Source organism: Pseudomonas sp. ESBL9 (assembly GCF_036668715.1).
GTDB lineage: Bacteria > Pseudomonadota > Gammaproteobacteria > Pseudomonadales > Pseudomonadaceae > Aquipseudomonas > Aquipseudomonas lundensis.
Map to the genome: position 1 here is coordinate 119904 of NZ_JAZEVV010000006.1, position 17390 is coordinate 137293.

18 protein-coding genes are annotated in these 17390 nt (G+C 60.3%); 7 read left to right on the forward strand and 11 right to left on the reverse strand.

The features are described from left to right. Positions 1-130: 130 nt before the first annotated feature. On the reverse strand, positions 131-727 hold the full coding sequence (locus tag V6F78_RS17565; protein ID WP_047274206.1) for a superoxide dismutase: 597 nt from the start codon (positions 725-727) through the stop codon (positions 131-133). Positions 728-944: 217 nt separating this feature from the next. Next, complete coding sequence (locus tag V6F78_RS17570; RefSeq protein ID WP_047281151.1) at positions 945-1547, reverse strand: LysE/ArgO family amino acid transporter; 603 nt, start codon at positions 1545-1547, stop codon at positions 945-947. 110 nt (positions 1548-1657) lie between these two features. On the opposite strand from V6F78_RS17570, the gene V6F78_RS17575 reads away from it, so the two are divergent. From V6F78_RS17575 to V6F78_RS17585, 3 genes are all read left to right on the forward strand, one after another. Beyond that, on the forward strand, positions 1658-2551 hold the full coding sequence (locus tag V6F78_RS17575) for a LysR family transcriptional regulator ArgP (RefSeq protein WP_047274210.1): 894 nt from the start codon (positions 1658-1660) through the stop codon (positions 2549-2551). Positions 2552-2602: 51 nt separating this feature from the next. Next, on the forward strand, positions 2603-3601 hold the full coding sequence (locus V6F78_RS17580; RefSeq protein WP_047292585.1) for an NAD-dependent epimerase/dehydratase family protein: 999 nt from the start codon (positions 2603-2605) through the stop codon (positions 3599-3601). Between the two features lie 110 nt (positions 3602-3711). Continuing rightward, the gene (locus V6F78_RS17585) at positions 3712-4563 is read left to right on the forward strand and encodes a hypothetical protein (RefSeq protein ID WP_047292587.1); all 852 of its coding nucleotides are present in this window, start codon (positions 3712-3714) and stop codon (positions 4561-4563) included. 17 nt (positions 4564-4580) lie between these two features. On the opposite strand, the gene V6F78_RS17590 is transcribed toward V6F78_RS17585, so the two are convergent. The 3 genes from V6F78_RS17590 to V6F78_RS17600 all read right to left on the reverse strand — a co-directional run bounded on the left by V6F78_RS17590 (position 4581) and on the right by V6F78_RS17600 (position 7434). Continuing rightward, positions 4581-6098 carry an MDR family MFS transporter gene (locus V6F78_RS17590; RefSeq protein WP_332727966.1) on the reverse strand — a complete coding sequence of 506 codons (1518 nt, stop codon included), beginning with the start codon at positions 6096-6098 and terminating at the stop codon, positions 4581-4583. A gap of 135 nt (positions 6099-6233) precedes the next feature. Then, a complete protein-coding gene (locus V6F78_RS17595) occupies positions 6234-6410 on the reverse strand; it encodes a hypothetical protein (protein WP_156425770.1) in 177 nt (58 codons plus the stop codon). Between the two features lie 118 nt (positions 6411-6528). Further along, positions 6529-7434, reverse strand: a complete 906-nt coding sequence (locus V6F78_RS17600) for a LysR family transcriptional regulator (RefSeq protein ID WP_332727967.1) — start codon at positions 7432-7434, stop codon at positions 6529-6531. Positions 7435-7548: 114 nt separating this feature from the next. Between V6F78_RS17600 and V6F78_RS17605 the strand changes: the two genes are divergently transcribed. Further along, the gene (locus V6F78_RS17605; protein WP_094991281.1) at positions 7549-8433 is read left to right on the forward strand and encodes an MBL fold metallo-hydrolase; all 885 of its coding nucleotides are present in this window, start codon (positions 7549-7551) and stop codon (positions 8431-8433) included. Between the two features lie 43 nt (positions 8434-8476). After that, positions 8477-9091: an NAD(P)-dependent oxidoreductase gene (locus V6F78_RS17610; protein ID WP_047292594.1), complete on the forward strand. Its 615-nt coding sequence runs from the start codon at positions 8477-8479 to the stop codon at positions 9089-9091. Between the two features lie 40 nt (positions 9092-9131). Here the strand turns inward: V6F78_RS17610 and V6F78_RS17615 are convergent, their stop codons facing one another. Continuing rightward, positions 9132-10061 carry an AraC family transcriptional regulator gene (locus V6F78_RS17615; protein WP_047292595.1) on the reverse strand — a complete coding sequence of 310 codons (930 nt, stop codon included), beginning with the start codon at positions 10059-10061 and terminating at the stop codon, positions 9132-9134. Positions 10062-10382: 321 nt separating this feature from the next. Here V6F78_RS17615 and V6F78_RS17620 point away from each other — a divergent pair, with 321 nt between their 5' ends. Together V6F78_RS17620 and V6F78_RS17625 are read left to right on the forward strand one after the other, a co-directional pair. Continuing rightward, positions 10383-10712: a putative quinol monooxygenase gene (locus V6F78_RS17620; RefSeq protein WP_047292598.1), complete on the forward strand. Its 330-nt coding sequence runs from the start codon at positions 10383-10385 to the stop codon at positions 10710-10712. Positions 10713-10753: 41 nt separating this feature from the next. Then, positions 10754-10987, forward strand: a complete 234-nt coding sequence (locus V6F78_RS17625; protein WP_047274225.1) for a hypothetical protein — start codon at positions 10754-10756, stop codon at positions 10985-10987. Here the strand turns inward: V6F78_RS17625 and V6F78_RS17630 are convergent, their stop codons facing one another. From V6F78_RS17630 to V6F78_RS17650, 5 genes are all read right to left on the reverse strand, one after another. After that, entirely contained in the window at positions 10988-11608 is a 621-nt protein-coding gene (locus V6F78_RS17630) for a flavin reductase family protein (RefSeq protein ID WP_047282322.1), read from the reverse strand. A 231-nt stretch (positions 11609-11839) separates the two neighbouring features. After that, complete coding sequence (locus V6F78_RS17635) at positions 11840-12136, reverse strand: hypothetical protein (protein ID WP_047282324.1); 297 nt, start codon at positions 12134-12136, stop codon at positions 11840-11842. A 434-nt stretch (positions 12137-12570) separates the two neighbouring features. Continuing rightward, a complete protein-coding gene (locus V6F78_RS17640; RefSeq protein WP_047274233.1) occupies positions 12571-13893 on the reverse strand; it encodes an MFS transporter in 1323 nt (440 codons plus the stop codon). Positions 13894-14110: 217 nt separating this feature from the next. Further along, complete coding sequence (locus V6F78_RS17645) at positions 14111-15445, reverse strand: sigma-54-dependent transcriptional regulator (protein ID WP_332727968.1); 1335 nt, start codon at positions 15443-15445, stop codon at positions 14111-14113. A 3-nt stretch (positions 15446-15448) separates the two neighbouring features. Next, complete coding sequence (locus V6F78_RS17650) at positions 15449-17203, reverse strand: ATP-binding protein (protein ID WP_047292631.1); 1755 nt, start codon at positions 17201-17203, stop codon at positions 15449-15451. Positions 17204-17390: the final 187 nt, after the last annotated feature.

Below are 17390 nucleotides of genomic sequence, written 5' to 3' on the forward strand. Positions count from 1 at the left end.
TTGAGCACCAAGCGAAGAAAATTTCTGTGGTGTGAGTCTAGCTCGCGTGAGCTTCGGGGCCAGCGACGTCGCAACTTTCGCGTGGCCAAAAAAAACCCGGCAATGCCGGGTTTTTTGTCTGGCGCCGTACTTAAGCGGTGAAGGTTTTGCCTTCGAACTGCTCAGCCACGAATGTCCAGTTAACGAGGTTCCAGAACGCTTCAACATACTTTGGACGTACGTTGCGGTAGTCGATGTAGTAAGCGTGTTCCCAAACGTCGCAGGTCAGCAGCGGGGTGTCGCCGCTGGTCAGCGGGTTGCCGGCGCCGATGGTGCTGGCCAGGGCCAGGGAACCGTCTGCTTTTTTCACCAGCCAGCCCCAGCCGGAACCGAAGGTGCCGATGGAGGTTTTGCTGAATTCTTCTTTGAACTTGTCGAACGAGCCGAACGAAGCGTTGATCGCGTCAGCCAGTGCGCCGGTTGGCTGGCCGCCACCGTTTGGCGTCATGCAGTTCCAGTAGAACGTGTGGTTCCACACTTGAGCTGCGTTGTTGAAGATGCCGCCCGAAGAGGTCTTGACGATCTCTTCCAGGGTTTTACCTTCGAATTCTGTACCTGGTACCAGGTTGTTCAGGTTCACGACGTAGGTGTTGTGGTGCTTGTCGTGGTGATATTCCAGGGTTTCTTTGGAGATGTGCGGCTGCAGGGCATCGTGTGCGTACGGCAGTGGCGGCAATTCGAAAGCCATGGTGATTCTCCTAATCAGGTCAGTTGCGATGAGCGCAAGGCCGATCACGGGCGGCCAAACACGCGCCGATGAGTTTTTACTCTTTGCGGCGCAGGGGCAAGATCATAGCACCGGGGTGGCGGCTTAACCACGCAACAACTGTGTGGAATAGAGGTTCCAGCGCGATTGATGGAAAAAGTCGATGCGTTTCGTCTGGCAAGTATTTCCCGGTATTTCATCACCCGGCGACGATCAATTGCACCGCCACGGTGTACATCATCACCGCCACCAGCAAATCGAGCAGGCGCCAGGTGCCGGGACGTGCGAGCCACGGCGCCAGCCATGCAGCGCCGAGGGCCAGGGTGAAGAACCACAGCAGCGAAGCGCTGGCGGCCCCGATCACATAAGCACCCGGCACACTTTGTTGCGCGCCCAGCGAACCGATCAGCAGCACGGTATCGAGGTAGACGTGGGGGTTGAGCAGCGTAACCGCCAGTGCGCTGAGCATCACGGCTTTTAGCGAACGGGCGGTCTGGCCTGCCGATTGTTCAAGGCTTGAGTTGGCGAATGCACGGCGCAAGGCCTGCGTGCCGTACCACAGCAAAAACACCGCGCCCCCCCAGCGGGCAACGCTGAGCAGCACCGGGTTCTGCGCCAGGATCGTGGCCAGCCCAAACACCCCGGCCGCTACCAGCAGGGCATCACAGACCACACAAAAGGCGGCCACCGGCAAGTGGTGTTCACGGCGCAGGCTTTGCGCCAGCACGAATGCATTTTGGGTGCCGATGGCCATAATCAGGCCGAACGCGACCAACAGACCGTTCAGGTAGCTTTGCCACATAAGAAGTACTCGTTGAACTACAGCGGGAGGAGAGGTGTGCTGCTGGCTATTCTCGGGGTGTTAGCGGTATAAGAAAAACCAATATTGCTGATCGCTCATTAGGAAAACTGATGTTCGACTATAAATTACTCTCCGCCCTGGCGGCCGTGGTGGAACAAGCGGGATTTGAGCGTGCGGCGCAGGTGCTCGGGCTGTCACAATCGGCGATTTCGCAACGCATCAAGTTGCTGGAGGCGCGCATCGGCCAGCCTGTGCTGGTGCGTGCCACACCGCCCAGCCCGACCGAGATCGGCCGCCGCTTGTTGAACCATGTGCAACAGGTGCGTTTACTGGAGCGCGATCTGCAAAGCGCAGTGCCTGCACTGGACGACGAGGGGCTGCCGGAACGTCTGCGCATCGCCTTGAATGCCGACAGCCTGGCGACCTGGTGGGCACCGGCCGTGGGGGATTTTTGCGCGGAGCACCATCTGCTGCTGGACTTGGTGGTAGAGGATCAGACCGTGGGCCTCAAACGCATGCGCGCCGGTGAAGTGGCCGCCTGTTTATGTGCCAGCGAACGGCCGGTGGCGGGGGCGCGCAGCGTGTTGCTGGGCGCCATGCGCTACCGGGCGCTGGCCAGCCCGGCATTCATTGCCCGGCACTTTGCCAGCGGTGTGAGCGCGGCATTATTGCCCAAGGCCCCGGCGCTGGTGTTTGGCCCGGACGATTTCCTGCAACATCGCTACCTGGCTTCGCTGGGAGTGGACGGTGTTTTTGAACACCACTTGTGCCCGTCTTCCGAAGGTTTTATCCGCCTGACCGAAGCAGGGCTGGGTTGGGGACTGGTGCCTGAATTGCAGGTACGCGAGCAACTTGAAAACGCAACACTGGTGGAGCTTGTGCCAGATAAACCCATCGACGTGCCACTGTACTGGCATCATTGGCGTAACGGTGGACAACTGCTGGGGCAACTGACCGAGCATTTATCGCGGTCAGCGTCACGCTGGTTAGTGCCTTTGGCCTGACATCAGACGTTTAAACAGCAGGCAGCACGCATAGAGTATTTGGAGCGATTGATGAAGATTCTGGTCACCGGCGCAAGCGGTTTCATTGGCGGACGCTTTGCGCGTTTTGCCCTGGAGCAGGGCTTTGACGTACGGGTCAGCGGGCGTCGTGCCGACGGTGTTGAACACCTTGTACGACGCGGGGCTGAGTTTATCCCGGGTGATTTGACCGATGGCTTGCTGGTGCGTGACCTGTGCGTCGATATCGACGCCGTGGTGCATTGCGCGGGCGCTGTCAGTGCCTGGGCGCGCGCGCAAGAGTTACAGCGCGACAATGTGCTGGTCACGGAAAACGTGGTCGAAGCCTGTTTGAAACAGCGGGTGCGCCGCTTGGTGCACCTGTCCTCTGGGTCGCTGTATTTTGACGGCCGTTCACACGTGGGCCTGACAGAAGAACAGGTGCCCAAGCGCTTTAGCCACACGTATGCCGCGACCAAACACCTGGCCGAGCAAAAAGTCTTTGGTGCGCAGGAGTTCGGACTGGAAGTGATTGCCCTGCGCGCGCGCATGGTCACCGGCGCTGGCGACATGAGCCTGTTCCCGCGTCTGCTGCAACAACAGCGTAAAGGGCGTCTGGCGATCATAGGCAACGGCCTGAACAAAGTTGACTTCACCAGCGTGCAAAACCTCAACGAAGCGTTGCTCAGTGGTTTGTTGGCCACCGGCTCGGCCTTGGGCAAGGCCTACAACATCAGTAACGGCACGCCGATACCCTTCTGGGACGTGGTCAATTACGTGATGCGGCAAATGAACGTGGCTCAGGTCACGCGTTATCGGGGCTACGCCTCGGCCTACAGCATGAGTGCGCTCAGTGAAGTGGCCTGTACACTGTGGCCCGGTCAGCCCGAGCCAACTCGCACGCGCCTGCGCACCCAGGAAATGAGCAAAGACTTCACCCTCGACATCAGCCGCGCCCGGCATTATCTGGACTACGACCCCAAAGTCTCGCTATGGGCGGCGCTCGATGAATTCTGCGGCTGGTGGAAAGCCCAGGAATCGCCTTACCGTTAACCCCCGTAATACCGATGAGCCTGACGAAGGTTCAAGGACGATCAGGGTGCGAGTCCGAGGTTTATACTCGCGCCATACAGCTTTCACTCAGGTTTTAAATAAGGTTTGCCATGCGTAACGATGCCCGCGACGACTTCGATGATGTCCCGACCCTACGAGCCACGGTCGATGACCATGATGAACAGCCCCTAGGCGCAGCAGCCCGCGAGCGCACCACGGTGTATTCGCGCGCCACGCCTGTGATCAAGGTCAAAGCACCCACCACCGGCCCGTTATGGGCCTTGCTCGGCGCCGTGCTGCTGGCGTTTGCCGGGTTGGCGTGGTGGAGCTTCCAGCAGCTGTCGATGATGGAACAGCAACTGGTGGCGACCCAGGAAAGTTTCGCCCGCATCAGCGAAGAAGCGGCAGGCCGGTTACAGGCTATTTCCGGCAAGGTGGTGGCCAGCGAGTCCACGATCAACAGCGGCAGCGAAGCCTTGAAGTTGCAGATCAAGCAACTGGAAGAAAAACTCCTTGAGCAACACCAGCAACAGCAAGGCGCGGTGGCCGGTCAGCAAGGTGAGTTGGACAAGCGCTTCGAGCAAATCAACGCGGCCCTGGTGGCCCAGGTCTCGGCGCAGCAGGCGAGCAACACCCAGTTAAGTACTGAGGTGAAAGCGTTGGGTACGGAACTGGCGACCCTCAAAGCCAGCGTGGCCGAGCAGGGCAAACTGGACGCGCAGCTCAAAAGCGTGAGCGCCGACGTGGCCACGCTGAAAAAGCAGGGCAATCCGGCCGCCGCCCTCCAGCGTCTGGAGCAGGATTTACTGGTGCTTAAAAGTGAACTGGAAACCCGCCCCGCAGCCGCCCCGGCCCAAGGCAGCACCGCGGAGTTTGACCTGTTCCGCGGGCAGGTAACGCGCAACATCAACACGTTGCAAAGTCAGATCCAGAACCTGCAAAAGCAGATCAGCGCCAAATAATCCAAAGGCTGGCGGTGCTACGTGGCCTTGTCTTCACGCCCGCGTAGCACCTGATTAGGCATTGCCAGCGCCGCGCCGAGCCCCAGCAACGACAACGCGGCGCTGATGCTCAGCAGGTGGCGGAAGGTGATTTGCAGCTCGGCCCGCAGGTTATCCAGTGCCGGGCCTTGCACCGCGTTCAGGCCATCGAGCAGCACATTCCCCGTACTGCCTTCACCCAGCAATGGGCGCCCCATGACCGGGGTGCTCAGCGAGTCGTGCAGTAACGCCAACAGCAGCGCCGACATCAAGGCCACGCCCACGGCGCCCCCCAGCGAACGAAACAGGTTGGTGGTGCTGGTGGCCACGTCGATATCGCGTTGCGCCACCGAATTTTGCGCGCCCACCAATGACGTGGGAAATTGCATGCCCGAAGCGATTCCGCTCAACAGCATGAACGCCCCGCTCAAGAATTCCGCGCCCGGCGGGCTGTAGGCCATGCCCAAAATGGCGAGCGGCATCAGCGCGGCGCCGCCCAGAATCATCGGCTTGTAATACCCGGTCACCGACGTCATGCGCCCGGCCACATACGCGCCGATGGGCAAGCCCATTGCCAGCGGCAACAAGTGCAGGGCCGCGCTGTCTGCCCCGGCACCGGTGATGCTTTGGTAACGCAATGGCATCAACACCACCAGCGAGATGGCCTGAAAGCTGGTGAAAAATACCGTGCACCAGCACAACACGGCATTGCGATTGGCAAACAAGTGCATCGGCAGCAGTGGCTCGCGCGCCCGATGCTCGTGCCACACAAACAGCAGCAGGGCGAACACTGCCGCGCCCAGCAGCATCAGCACCTGATCGCTGCGCCAGCTGTGGCCCTGACCGATAAAGGTGATGCCCAGCAGCAGCGAGGTCAGGCCGACGATCATCAAGACCGTGCCCAGGTAATCAATGATCGGCGTGCGCTGCGCAATCGGCAGGCCCACCAGCGTGCGACTGGCAATCCACCATGACACCAGCCCCAGCGGCAGGTTGATCCAAAACACCCAGCGCCACGACAGGTATTGCGTCATGAAACCGCCCAACACGGGCCCGGCGACACTGGCCAACGCGTACATGCCGCTGAAGTAGCCCTGATAACGGCCGCGTTCGCGCGGTGGCACGATGTCGCCGATGATCGCCTGACTCACCGAGATCATGCCGCCAGCGCCAATGCCCTGAATGATCCGCGCCAGCACCAGTTGCTCCATGTTTTGCGCCACCCCGCAAAACAACGACGCCAGGGTGAACAGGCCCATGCCAAACAGCATCAAGCGGCGCCTGCCGTACAAATCACCGAGCTTGCCGTAAATCGGCACGGCCACGGTCATGGCCACCATGTAGCCGGAAATCACCCACGCCAGTTGGCTGACATCCTTGAACTGTGCCGAGATGGCAGGCATGGAGACGGCAACGATGGTTTGATCCAGCGCACCCAGGAAAATGGCCAGCATCAAGGCCACGAGGATACTGCGAATGGCGGGTTTGGACGGGGCGGATTGATTCAGGCTGGTCATCAGTACACCTGTAGGCGCAAAGGCACAGGCGCGGTGGCCTGTGGCGGAATGCCGCCCAGTGTACTGGATAGCTCGCTAACGAACAGGCGTAAAAAAAGGCGCAGTCGTCACTCCATCAACGGCTGCACCGATTGTTTATCTCAACGCGCTGAATGCGGCATTCAACGAATTGCAATGCTCGCCCTGGCAACTGGCGGTAAATCGAGGGGAGAGGCGCGTTTGCTCGGCGCGGTAACACGCGCTGGCAAACAGTACAGCGGCAGCAAACACAACAAACGCGGTCATGCATCTGGTTTTTGTTTTCGTGGTCATGGCAGTCATCTCCTGATACCTAGACGTCACACTTTTGAGGCTAGTTCAGACCCTCGGACTTGCCACGCCAGTTGTACGACTGCTCCTGTAAGCCTTCATCCCTCAAATGGACTAGGCCTTACAAACCTTTGTCCCACGCAGGCTCCGGGGTGAAGCGTTGCGCCAGAAAGTCCAGCATGCTGCGCAACGCGGCGGGCATGTGTTTGCGCGAGGCGTAGACCGCATAAATATTCATGACCCGGGGTTCGGCGTCAGGCAACAAACGCACCAGGTCCCCGCGCTGCACATGCCCCCCGGCCTGGTAGCTGGGCAGGAGAGAAACCCCCGCGCCAGACAGCGTGGCGCTGAGCAGCGTGCTGGCTTCGTTGGCGCTGATATTGCCCTGCACCGGCACCGACAGTTCTTCGCCCTCACAGGTGAAATGCCACAGGCTTTTGCCGAAATAGGAGTGGGTCAGGCAGTTGTGCTGGCTCAAGTCATCCACTTGCTGAGGGGCCGGGTGCTCGCGCAGATACGCGGGCGAGGCACACAGCACCGAGCGACAAACGGTCAGTTGGCGTGCAATCAGGCTGGGGTCAAGCTCCCGGCTGGTGCGAATAGCAAGGTCAATGCGTTCATCCACCAAATTCACCGTGCGGTCGAGCATTTGCAGGTCAATGGTCACGCCGGGGTTGAGGCGCACATAGTCGGTCACGGCTGCTGCCAGTTGCGATTGCCCGAATGACGTACTGACGCTGATGCGCAGCAGGCCCCGTGGCGTATCCCCGGCCGAGCCCACGGCGGCCTGCATGTCCTCGGACAGCTCCAGCATCTGCCGACAACGCGGCAGCGTTTCATTGCCGGCGGCAGTCAGGCTCAGTTTGCGCGTGGTGCGATGCAGCAGCCGCGCGCCCACCCACGCTTCAAGCTCGGCCAGGTAGCGCGACACCACCGGCCGCGACAGGTCCAGATGATCGGCCGCCGCTGACTGGCTGCCGAGATCGACGACGGTGACGAATACCCGCATTGCATTAAGACGGTCCATGATCTGCCCGATTTCTGAAACAAACTATGTCGCAGCATCGCATTTTTTAACGCTGATCGGGCGACTAAGCTGTGTTCATCGCCACTCACGGCCTTTTGATTCAGGACACCGCCCATGACCGTATTTTCAACCTTGCGTCGTTTGTTCCTCGGTGCCGTTGCGCTGGGCTTTGCCGCACAGGCTGGCGCCGCGCCCGCGCCCCTCACGCTGGACGTGTACAACCCCGGCGCTGCGGCGATTTTCCCGGTGTCGTCGGTGCTGGTGAGCGGTGACAAGGACGCCATTCTGATCGATGCCCAATTTGGCAAAGCTCAGGCCCAACACGTCGTGGACAAGATCCGCGCCAGCGGTAAGCACCTGACCACCATCTACATCAGCCACGGCGACCCGGATTACTACTTCGGCCTGCAAACCCTGACCGACGCGTTCCCCGACGCCCAGGTGCTGGCCTCCGCGCCGACGGTTGAGCACATCACTAAGACCAAGGACGCCAAGCTGGCATTCTGGGGCCCGCAAATGGGCGTGGATGTTCCGAGCACACTGATTGTGCCGCACGTGCTCAAAGGCAACAGCTTGCAACTCGAAGGCCGCGATCTGGAAGTGATCGGGCTCAACGGCAAACAGCCGGACCGCAGTTTTGTGTGGATTCCTTCGCTCAAAGCCGTGGTGGGCGGGGTGGTCGTGGCCGATAACATTCACGTGTGGATGGCCGACACGCAAACGCCTCAGTCACACAAGCAATGGTTGTCTACGCTCAAGCGCATCGACAGCCTGCAACCCGAAGTGGTGGTGCCCGGGCATTACGTGGGTGAGAACGACCGCTCAGTCAGCGCGGTGCACTTTACCCGCGATTACATCAAGGCGTTCGATGAAGAAACCCTCAAGGCCAAGGATTCGTCCGAGCTGATTGCCGCGATGAAAAAACGCTACCCGGATCTGGGCGAAGCCTCTTCGCTGGAACTGAGCGCCAAAGTGGCCAAAGGCGAAATGAAGTGGTGATTCAAGCGTTTAGTGAAAACTGTCTATTCAACAGGAGACCCTCATGAGCACGATTGCAATTATCGGTGCCACCGGACGTGCAGGCAGCCAACTGCTGGAAGAAGCCCTGCGCCGCGGTCATAGCGTGATCGCCATTGCGCGTCATGCCTCAAAAATCGGCCACCGTGAGCACGTGGTCACCAAGGACGTGGACGTCCACGATGCCCAGGCACTGCAAGAGGCCGTGGCAGGCAGCGACGTGGTGTTGAGTGCCGCGCATTTCTCGACGTTGCCCGTGGAAGCCATTATCGAACCGGTGAAAAAAGCAGGAGTGAAACGCTTGCTGTTTGTCGGCGGCGCCGGTTCGTTGTTGCTGCCCGATGGCACCAAAGTCATCGACAGCGAGGGTTTCCCGGACGAGTACAAACCAGAAGCTACAGCGGGTGGGCAGTACCTGGAGACATTGCGCAAAAAACAGGACCTGGACTGGACCTTCCTGTCGCCATCGGCCGAATTTGTCGAAGGCGAGCGCACCGGTAAGTTCCGTTTGGGCAAGGACCACCTGCTGTTCGGCGCCGACGGCAACAGCTGGATCACCTTCGCTGACTTCGCCATCGCTCTGCTGGATGAAGTCGAGCACCCGGCGCATTCACGCCAGCGCTTTACCGTCGGCTACTGATCCTGAACCCTGGCCAGGCCCCGCGCAGCAGTCGCCGGGCCTATAAACCCATCCGCAGGCGCGCCAGGTCCCGCACCGGAGGTGCGCCAAACTGGCGGCTGTACTCACGGCTGAACTGCGACGGGCTTTCGTACCCCACCCGATACCCTGCCGCCGACGCATCTAGCCCTTCGCTGAGCATCAGGCGTCGCGCCTCGTTGAGGCGCAGTTGTTTCTGGTATTGCAGCGGGCTCATGGCGGTCATGGCCTTGAAACGATGGTGCAGGGTCGACACGCTCAGGTTGGCTTCGCGGGCCAAGTCATCAATGCGCAACGGTTGTTGGAAATGACCGTTGAGCCACGAGATCGCACGACTCACACGGTGGGTTTGACTGTTCTCGGTCGCAATTTCATACAGCCGGTAGCCCAAGGGGCTGCGCAGCAAGCGGTACAAAATCTCGCGTCGAATCAGTGGGGCGAGCATGGCGATGTCCCGTGGCGTGTCCAACAGGCGGGTCAGGCGCAGAAGGGCATCGAGCATGACCTGATCGATGGGTTCGACATACACCCCGCGCCCCGCAGGCCGCGACGGTACGCCAATCGGTCCGGCTTCGCTGATCAGGGTGGTGATGTCCATCGGATCAATATCCAGGCGCAACGCCAGTACCGGGTGTTGCGGGGAGATTTCCACCACCCGGCCACTGATCGGCATCGATACCGACACCACCAGATAATTAAGCGGATCGTAGGCGAAGTACTCATCGGCCAGGCGCACTTCCTTGCGGCCCTGGGCGAGGATGCACAGCGCCGGTTGCGGCAAGCTGGGGGAAAAGTCGCTGGATTGGCTGTAACGCGACATGAACAGCGCGTCGACCCCGGTGGCGCAGGTGCCGTCTTCGTGGGTGTGGCGATAAATGAGGTCGGCCAGTTCGATGCGTTTTTCTTCCAGCGCGGCATCAAGTTCGGTCATGGGCGGTTGTAGCGTTGACATGGGAGGCGCGTCCTCATGGGTGCGACGAAGTCTTCATAGCTTAGGTTTGTGCAAGCCCGAGGGGTAGCCGATTTCTGCCGCAGCCTTGCCTGATCCTGTCAGGGTGCCTGCGAGGAACGATCAAATTCGCGTCGTACCGGCGCCTGCTTGCTTGAAATCGCGCTTTTTGGGGACCGTGGGGCGGCTGGTGGCGTGGTGGGTCGTTGCGAGACGGTATGCAGGATTGTGCAAGGGAAGGGCAGGAATCGACTAACGGCTGTGCGCGGCTGCACCTTACGCTTTGAACCTCCCCTCACGCCCCCAAGATTTGTGGAGGTCTTCATGCCCCAGTCCACTGTTGCCATTCATACGACCCGGGTCCTTGCCCGCGCCGGCTGTTCGGGCCAGGTCGAGGCCTGCCTGAGCCCACTGATTGAACCGACGTTACAGATGCAAGGCTGCCTGCACTTCGTGTTGCAGCAATCGCGCAATGAGCCACTGCTGTGGCATGTCGTGGGGTATTGGCAGGATCAGGCGTCGATGCTGGCGTACTTTGAGTCCCCGCTGATGCAGGTCTACAGCGTGCTCATGCACAGCCACGTGGTCGATCATCTGGATTTTCAGAGCGACTGCGACGCGGCCGTTAGCGGCTTGCAGAAACGCGCCGGGTAAGCGGGTAGAATGCCGCCTTTTCACAGGCCGGAATCAGAACCATGGCGCGCAAAGAATTCGAGAAGTTTGAAGCGGTATCGGCAGTCGTCCCTGTAAAACCTGGGACTTACCACGCAGCGATTGCCGTCAAAGCGTTGTATGAAGGCGGAGCACCGCGTTTTCACACGATCTTGCCGGAGCAGACCTTTGCCACAGCGACAGCGGCCGATGCTGCTGCCGAGCAACAACTGGCCGCCCTGCAAGGCGTCAATGCAGACGCCGAGCTGGTCTGGTAATCAGGTTGGGCGGTGCATTTTGAACAGGGCTTCGGGCCCTAACTGGAAGTAATCCGCCGGGCCGCCACCGCGCAAAATCGGTTCGGCGGCCGCCGTGTCGTACACCCCGTCTTTAAGCAGGTGTTTGGCGATATGCACCGCCACCACCTCGCCGAGAATCAGCCAGCTCGGCACTAACTGCTGGTCGGCGCGTTGCAGTTGCACGATCTGCGTCACTTTGCATTCAAACGACACTGGCGTCTGCGCCACGCGCGGCACACTCACCACCCTCGAAGGTGCGGTGGTCAGGCCTGCCAATTCAAACTCATTGACCTCGGGGCCGACCATGGCACAGCTCTGATTCATGGCTTCAGCCAGCGGGCGCGTGGCCAGGTTCCAGACGAACTCGCCGGTTTGCTCAATGTTGTTGAGGCTGTCTTTGCGCCCCACGCTGCAAAACCCAATGATCGGCGGAATGTAATTGAACGCATTGAAAAAGCTGTAAGGCGCCAGGTTGAGGTGGCCTTGGGCATCCTGCGATGAAATCCAGCCGATCGGACGCGGCCCGACAATGGCATTGAACGGATCGTGGGGCAGGCCATGGCCTTGGGAAGGTTCGTAGAAATGGATATCGTCAGGCATCACAAGCATCCGCAAACGGCTGATTTAGAAGGGCCCTATAGTGCAAGGCATTGCCCTGAAAGACAAAGTTTGTCTCCTGGTTCTGCAATCCCTGTCGCAGCCTGAGCCTGCGTTCGCCCAGCCCTGAAACGTTGTTGCGCGTCAATACACTCACCCGCCCATCGCTCACAGCCTTGCCGCCGAACGCAGCCTTGCGAGGCTCGTCAGCGGCGGGAGTGGGCATGTGGTCAATTAGCTGAAACGTGCGCCTTGTGTGCGGTCGTAGCCATTTTCGGCAAATGTGGCGGAGTGAGTGCGGTCGTAGCCATCTTCGGCGAATGTGGCGGAATGCGTGTGGTCGAAGCCATCTTCAGCAAACGTGGCCGAGTGAGTGCGGTCATAGCCATCCGCGGCAAAGGTGGCCGACCCGGTGCGGCTGTAGCCGTCTTCAGCAAAGCTCGAAGAATGGGTGCGGTCATAACCGTCTGCTGCAAACGCATTCAAAGCCAGTACAGAGAGGGCGGTGGCGAGGATCATTCGGGTTTTCATGGTCGTGCTCCTTGTTGCGTGTTGGGGATGTTGTGTCTCGATGGGTTCAGATTACGCCGATCAAATAGATTAAAAAGCGCAAAAAATGGCGCTTAAATATCGTTTTATTCGATATATAGAGGCAAGCCTCTCTATAGGCCGCAGGCAACATCTGGGCGATTAACCCTGAAGGCTTCGGTCATCGGAATAGCGCTGAATGTGAAGCAGAGTGTGCAGGAGGCGAATTAACTGACAATTAATTCAGGTAATTCTTGCGGGGTAGGCGGGCTCGACTGACTCGCCGTCTTTGCGACGGGCACTCCGGGCGACAGTCAGGGAAAAAGCGAGGCGGGATGATGCCTGGAAAACCGACAACCGGCCGCCGGTGGCCGAGTTGTCGTGATCTGCCCCCCCCCGTGCAGGCGCTCACGGGCGCCTGCACGGGGTAATAGCGCTTAGTCGGTCTCGATGCGCGAGTGTTTACGGGTGTCTTTCATGGTGGCGTAAACGAACAGCGAGCAAGCGATACAGGCGGTTACGTACCAGTAATAGCCGGTTTCCATGCCCGCACTTTTGAACCACAGCGCGATGTATTCAGCGGTGCCGCCAAAGATCGACACGGTCAGTGCGTACGGCAGGCCGACGCCCAGTGCACGAATTTCAGTCGGGAACAGTTCGGCTTTGACCACGGCGTTGATCGAGGTGTAGCCACTGACGATGATCAGCGCTGCCATGATCAGGAAGAACGCGCCCCACCACGTGGTGATGGTGTGCAGCGTGGTCAGGATCGGCACGGTAAACAGGGTGCCCAGCACGCCGAAGGCAATCAGGATCGGACGCCGCCCGACCTTATCCGACAGCCCGCCCACCAGCGGTTGCAGGCACATGAACAGGAACAGCGTCGCGGCCGAAATGGTGGTGGAATCGGAGATGCTCATGCCCACCGTGTTCACCAGGTATTTCTGCATGTACGTGGTGTAGGTGTAGAACGCCAGCGTGCCGCCCATGGTCAGGCCGACCACGGTCATCAGCTCTTTGGGATGACGCAGCAAAGTGCGCATGGCGCTTTCTTTTGGCTTGACCTTGACCTTGTTGAACGACTCGGTCTCTTCCATGCCGCGACGCAAAAACAGCGCCACCACCGCGCACAAGGCGCCGATCACGAACGGGATGCGCCAGCCCCAGCTGTACAGCTGCTCTTCGGTGAGGGTCTGTTGCAGCACGATCAACACGCCGAGCGCGATGAGCTGGCCCGAGATCAGGGTCACGTACTGGAAGCTGGAGAAGAAGCCGCGACGCTCCTTGGTGGCCATTTCGCTGAGGTAGGTGGCCGAGGTGCCGTATTCGCCACCCACGGACAACCCTTGCAGCAAGCGGGCGAACACCAACAGGATCGGCGCGCCGACGCCGATGGTTTCATAGCCCGGCGACAGGGCGATGATCAGCGAGCCGAAACACATCAGCAGCACCGAGGCCATCAACGCAGCTTTACGGCCTTTGCGGTCAGCGTACAGGCCCATCAGCCAGCCGCCGATGGGGCGCATCAGGAAGCCCACGGCGAAAATCGCGGCGGTGTTGAGCAATTGAGCCGTGGTGTCGCCCTTCGGGAAAAAGGCCTTGGCGAAATACAGCGAGAAAGCGGCGTAGACGTACCAGTCGTACCACTCGACCATGTTGCCGACGGAACCGCTGAAAATGGATTTGATACGGCTGGAGGTGGTCTTTTCTTTCGGGGTCGCAGGGACCGACCCGGCAGGCAGGGTGCTGGAGTTATCCATTAACTGGATCCTTCTTTTTTTGGTTTTGTTATAGCGCGTTAAAACGCGTGCTTACCGGGACATAGCAGGAGTTGTGCCAAGACGTAAATGCCCGGTTTACAAGGTCGTAACTTAAGAGGGTGAGCGGAATCTCGCTCAAACCCCTTAAGTGATAAGCGGAAATCCGCCTATCACTGCGGGCTGGGGCGCTGGCGGTGGGGTCGGCAGGTGTCGCGTTCTAGTCAGTGTTCAAGAACGTTTCGCGCACCAGCCCGTGACGCTGCATTTTTTCGTTCAGGGTGCGGCGTGGCAGTTGCAGCTCGGCCATCACCGCTTTGATATCGCCTTTGTGGCGGCTCAGGGCGGCGCGCAGGCATTGCGCTTCAAAGGCTTCCTGCTGGGCCACCAAGGACTGACCGATGTCGGGGTCATCCCATTGCGGTTCGCCCAGCCCCAATACCCGTCGTTCCGCCACGTTGGCCAGCTCGCGCACGTTCCCCGGCCAGTCGTGGCTCAGCAGGTGGGTTAACTGCGCGCCACTGAGTGGCTGCACACTGCGGCCCAGACGCTCGCCAGCGCTGTGGGAAAAGAACTCGTACAACAGCGGGATGTCCTCACGGCGTTCGCGCAACGGAGGCAGGCGCAACTCGGCCACCGTCAGGCGATAGGCCAAATCCTCGCGAAAGCGCCCGGCGCGGGCTTCGTCCAGCAGGTCAGGTTTGGTGGCGGCGATGATGCGCAAATCCACCGCGATGCTGAAGTTGGAACCCAGGCGTTCCAGTTTTTGCTCTTGCAGCACCCGCAGCAATTTGGCTTGTTGGGCCAGCGGCATGCTTTCGATTTCATCCAGGAACAGGGTGCCGCCGTCGGCGTATTCCAGCTTGCCGATGCGTTTGCCCTGAGCACCGGTAAAGGCACCGCTTTCGTGGCCAAACAACTCGGCTTCAAACAGGTGTTCGGGGATGGCGGCACAGTTGAGCGCCACGAAGGGCTGGTCGGCACGCGGCCCGAAATCATGCAGGCAGCGCGCCACCAGCTCTTTACCGCTACCGGTTTCTCCACGGATCAGTACGTTGACCGGCAACGGTGCCAAGTCGATCACCTGCCGGCGCAACGTCTGCAAGCTGCGCGATACACCCAGCAACCGGCCGTCGAGCTGTTCACGCACATCGACCTGTTCATGCAGGCGGCGGTTTTCCAGGACCAGCCTACGTTTCTCCAGCGCGCGGCGCAGGCTGCTGAGCAGGGCCTCGGGGCTGAAGGGTTTTTCCAGGAAGTCATAAGCGCCTTCGCGCATGGCCTCCACCGCCATGGGCACATCGCCATGCCCGGTCAGCAGGATCACCGGCAAGTCCGGGTCCAGTTGTTGCAAACGGGTCAGCAGGGCCAGACCGCCCATGCCGGGCATGCGCACGTCACTTACAATCACCCCGGCAAAATGCGCGGGCAGGTGGCTGAGGCAGTCTTCGGCGCAACTGTACAGCTGCACGTCAAAGCCGCTGAGGCTCAGCCATTGCTCAACGGCGGTTCGAATGCTGGCCTCGTCATCGACCACGATTACCGAATCAAGCATGTTTCAAGCGTCCTGTGCGATGGGCAGCGTCAATGTGAACAGTGCGCCATCGGCGTGGTTACAGGCAGTCAGGCGACCGCCGAGTTCATGAACGATTGCATACGACACCGCCAGCCCCAAGCCCAAACCGTCGCCCACCGGTTTGGTGGTGAAAAAGGGGTCGAAGACCTTGCCCAAGTGTTCGTCACTGATGCCGCCACCGCTGTCGCTGACGGTCAAATGCCAAAGCTGCTGATCGGCTTCGATGCAAATTTCCAACTGCTTGCGCGGTGTGTCGTGCATGGCGTCCAGGGCATTGCGCAGCAGGTTGATCATGACCTGCTCCAGACGAATCGCATCGCCGCGCACCCAGGCCGGGCGCACCAGCCGGGTGTGCAGCTCAACCCCTTCTTCCTTGAGCCGCGGCTCCACCAACTGTAAGGCTTGGTCCACCACACTGGCCAGATCCAGGCGCTCGCGCAGGCCGCTGGGGCTTTGCCGGGCGTAGGTTTTCAGATGCCCGGTGAGTGCCGCCATGCGCGTCAACATATGTTCCAGCGGCGTAAGGGCTTTATAGGCGTCTTCGATGCGACCGTGGTCAAGCAACAGGCGCAGGGTGGCCAGTTGCATGCGCTGGGCGGTGAGCGGCTGATTGATTTCGTGGGCCAGCGCCGCCGACATCTGCCCCAGTGCCGCGAGTTTGGCCGATTGCACCAGGCCATCTTGCGCGGTGCGCAGGTCACGGGTGCGGGCTTCGACCAGTTGTTCAAGTTCTTCACGGTTGCGTTGGCGCATGCGGCCAATGCGCCAGCGTTGAAACAAAAACAGCCCCAGAAACACCAGCGTCAGCCATAAACCAACGGCTGCCAGCGCGGCATTGCGACCGTCTTCACTGGCGGTGGGCGGTTTGCGCAGCAAGTGCAGGGTCCAGCCTTCGGCTTTGAGTGGCAACGACCCCCACAAATAATCCGTCGGGCCGTCCGGGCCATCCACCTGGGTCAGGAAGCTCTGGTCATCAAACACGCGCAGGGTGCGAGTCGGCATCAGGGTCAACGGCTGTTTGTCGTATTGGCGGGTCACCGTGATGTTGTCGCGGTCGCTGTCATTGAGCGGGCGCAGGTGGCGATAGCGCCAGCCGGGTTGATTGGCGATAAACACGATATCGCGCGCATCGCTGACCAGCAGGGTGTCGCTGCCCTGGCTCCATTCGCGCTCCAGCTCCGGGAACTCAAGCTTGACCACAATGGCGCCCAGAAAGCGCCCGGCGCTATCGTGGACGGCGCTGGACAAAAAGTAGCCCGGGATCCCGCTGGTCACGCCCACGGCATAAAACCGCCCGGTGCCCTGACTGCGGGTCTGGCTGAAATATGGGCGAAACCCGTAGTTATGGCCCACGTAACTGTTGGAGGTGTTCCAGTTACTGGCGGCCACGGCCAGCCCGGTGCTGTCGAGCAGCTCCAGCGTGGACGATTGCGCGGCCCCGTTGATGCGCTCCAGTTTGCGATTGAGCTGGGCCTGAACCTCGGGGGTGACGTGCCCGGCCAGCGCAGCGATCAGTTCCGGGTCTTGTGCCAGCACGGCGGGCAGGGCGCGGTAGCGTTCGATCAGCGTGTGCAGCGAATTGGCATACAGGCTCAGTTGCTCGGGCCCGCGCCGGGCGCTTTCTTCCAGCGCATGGTGCTTGGCCTGTTGCATGGCCCAGCCGCCAGCAATCACAGCCCCGACCAAAATCAACACGGTGTACAGCGTCAAACGCAGATAGCGGGACGTCACGGGCATAGTGGCAATACGCTCGATTATGGGGCGCAAACCATAGCATGCGGGGCTGTCGGGCCAATAACGGCGTTTGCGCCAAGCGCTATAAAGCATGACGCAGATCTATGTCATGGGCTGGTGAAGCGTTTGCGCACATCAAGGGAGCGGCCAGGCGTACGCTCCGGGCGGGGTTTTGACCGGTATAGCTATC

Bases quoted from the DNA above. Each gene is read 5' to 3' on its own strand.
- V6F78_RS17565 (WP_047274206.1), bottom strand. From the start codon at position 727: ATGGCTTTCGAATTGCCGCCACTGCCGTACGCACACGATGCCCTGCAG.
- V6F78_RS17570 (WP_047281151.1), bottom strand. From the start codon at position 1,547: ATGTGGCAAAGCTACCTGAACGGTCTGTTGGTCGCGTTCGGCCTGATT.
- V6F78_RS17575 (WP_047274210.1), top strand. From the start codon at position 1,658: ATGTTCGACTATAAATTACTCTCCGCCCTGGCGGCCGTGGTGGAACAA.
- V6F78_RS17580 (WP_047292585.1), top strand. From the start codon at position 2,603: ATGAAGATTCTGGTCACCGGCGCAAGCGGTTTCATTGGCGGACGCTTT.
- V6F78_RS17585 (WP_047292587.1), top strand. From the start codon at position 3,712: ATGCGTAACGATGCCCGCGACGACTTCGATGATGTCCCGACCCTACGA.
- V6F78_RS17590 (WP_332727966.1), bottom strand. From the start codon at position 6,098: ATGACCAGCCTGAATCAATCCGCCCCGTCCAAACCCGCCATTCGCAGT.
- V6F78_RS17595 (WP_156425770.1), bottom strand. From the start codon at position 6,410: ATGACCACGAAAACAAAAACCAGATGCATGACCGCGTTTGTTGTGTTT.
- V6F78_RS17600 (WP_332727967.1), bottom strand. From the start codon at position 7,434: ATGGACCGTCTTAATGCAATGCGGGTATTCGTCACCGTCGTCGATCTC.
- V6F78_RS17605 (WP_094991281.1), top strand. From the start codon at position 7,549: ATGACCGTATTTTCAACCTTGCGTCGTTTGTTCCTCGGTGCCGTTGCG.
- V6F78_RS17610 (WP_047292594.1), top strand. From the start codon at position 8,477: ATGAGCACGATTGCAATTATCGGTGCCACCGGACGTGCAGGCAGCCAA.
- V6F78_RS17615 (WP_047292595.1), bottom strand. From the start codon at position 10,061: ATGTCAACGCTACAACCGCCCATGACCGAACTTGATGCCGCGCTGGAA.
- V6F78_RS17620 (WP_047292598.1), top strand. From the start codon at position 10,383: ATGCCCCAGTCCACTGTTGCCATTCATACGACCCGGGTCCTTGCCCGC.
- V6F78_RS17625 (WP_047274225.1), top strand. From the start codon at position 10,754: ATGGCGCGCAAAGAATTCGAGAAGTTTGAAGCGGTATCGGCAGTCGTC.
- V6F78_RS17630 (WP_047282322.1), bottom strand. From the start codon at position 11,608: ATGCCTGACGATATCCATTTCTACGAACCTTCCCAAGGCCATGGCCTG.
- V6F78_RS17635 (WP_047282324.1), bottom strand. From the start codon at position 12,136: ATGAAAACCCGAATGATCCTCGCCACCGCCCTCTCTGTACTGGCTTTG.
- V6F78_RS17640 (WP_047274233.1), bottom strand. From the start codon at position 13,893: ATGGATAACTCCAGCACCCTGCCTGCCGGGTCGGTCCCTGCGACCCCG.
- V6F78_RS17645 (WP_332727968.1), bottom strand. From the start codon at position 15,445: ATGCTTGATTCGGTAATCGTGGTCGATGACGAGGCCAGCATTCGAACC.
- V6F78_RS17650 (WP_047292631.1), bottom strand. From the start codon at position 17,203: ATGCCCGTGACGTCCCGCTATCTGCGTTTGACGCTGTACACCGTGTTG.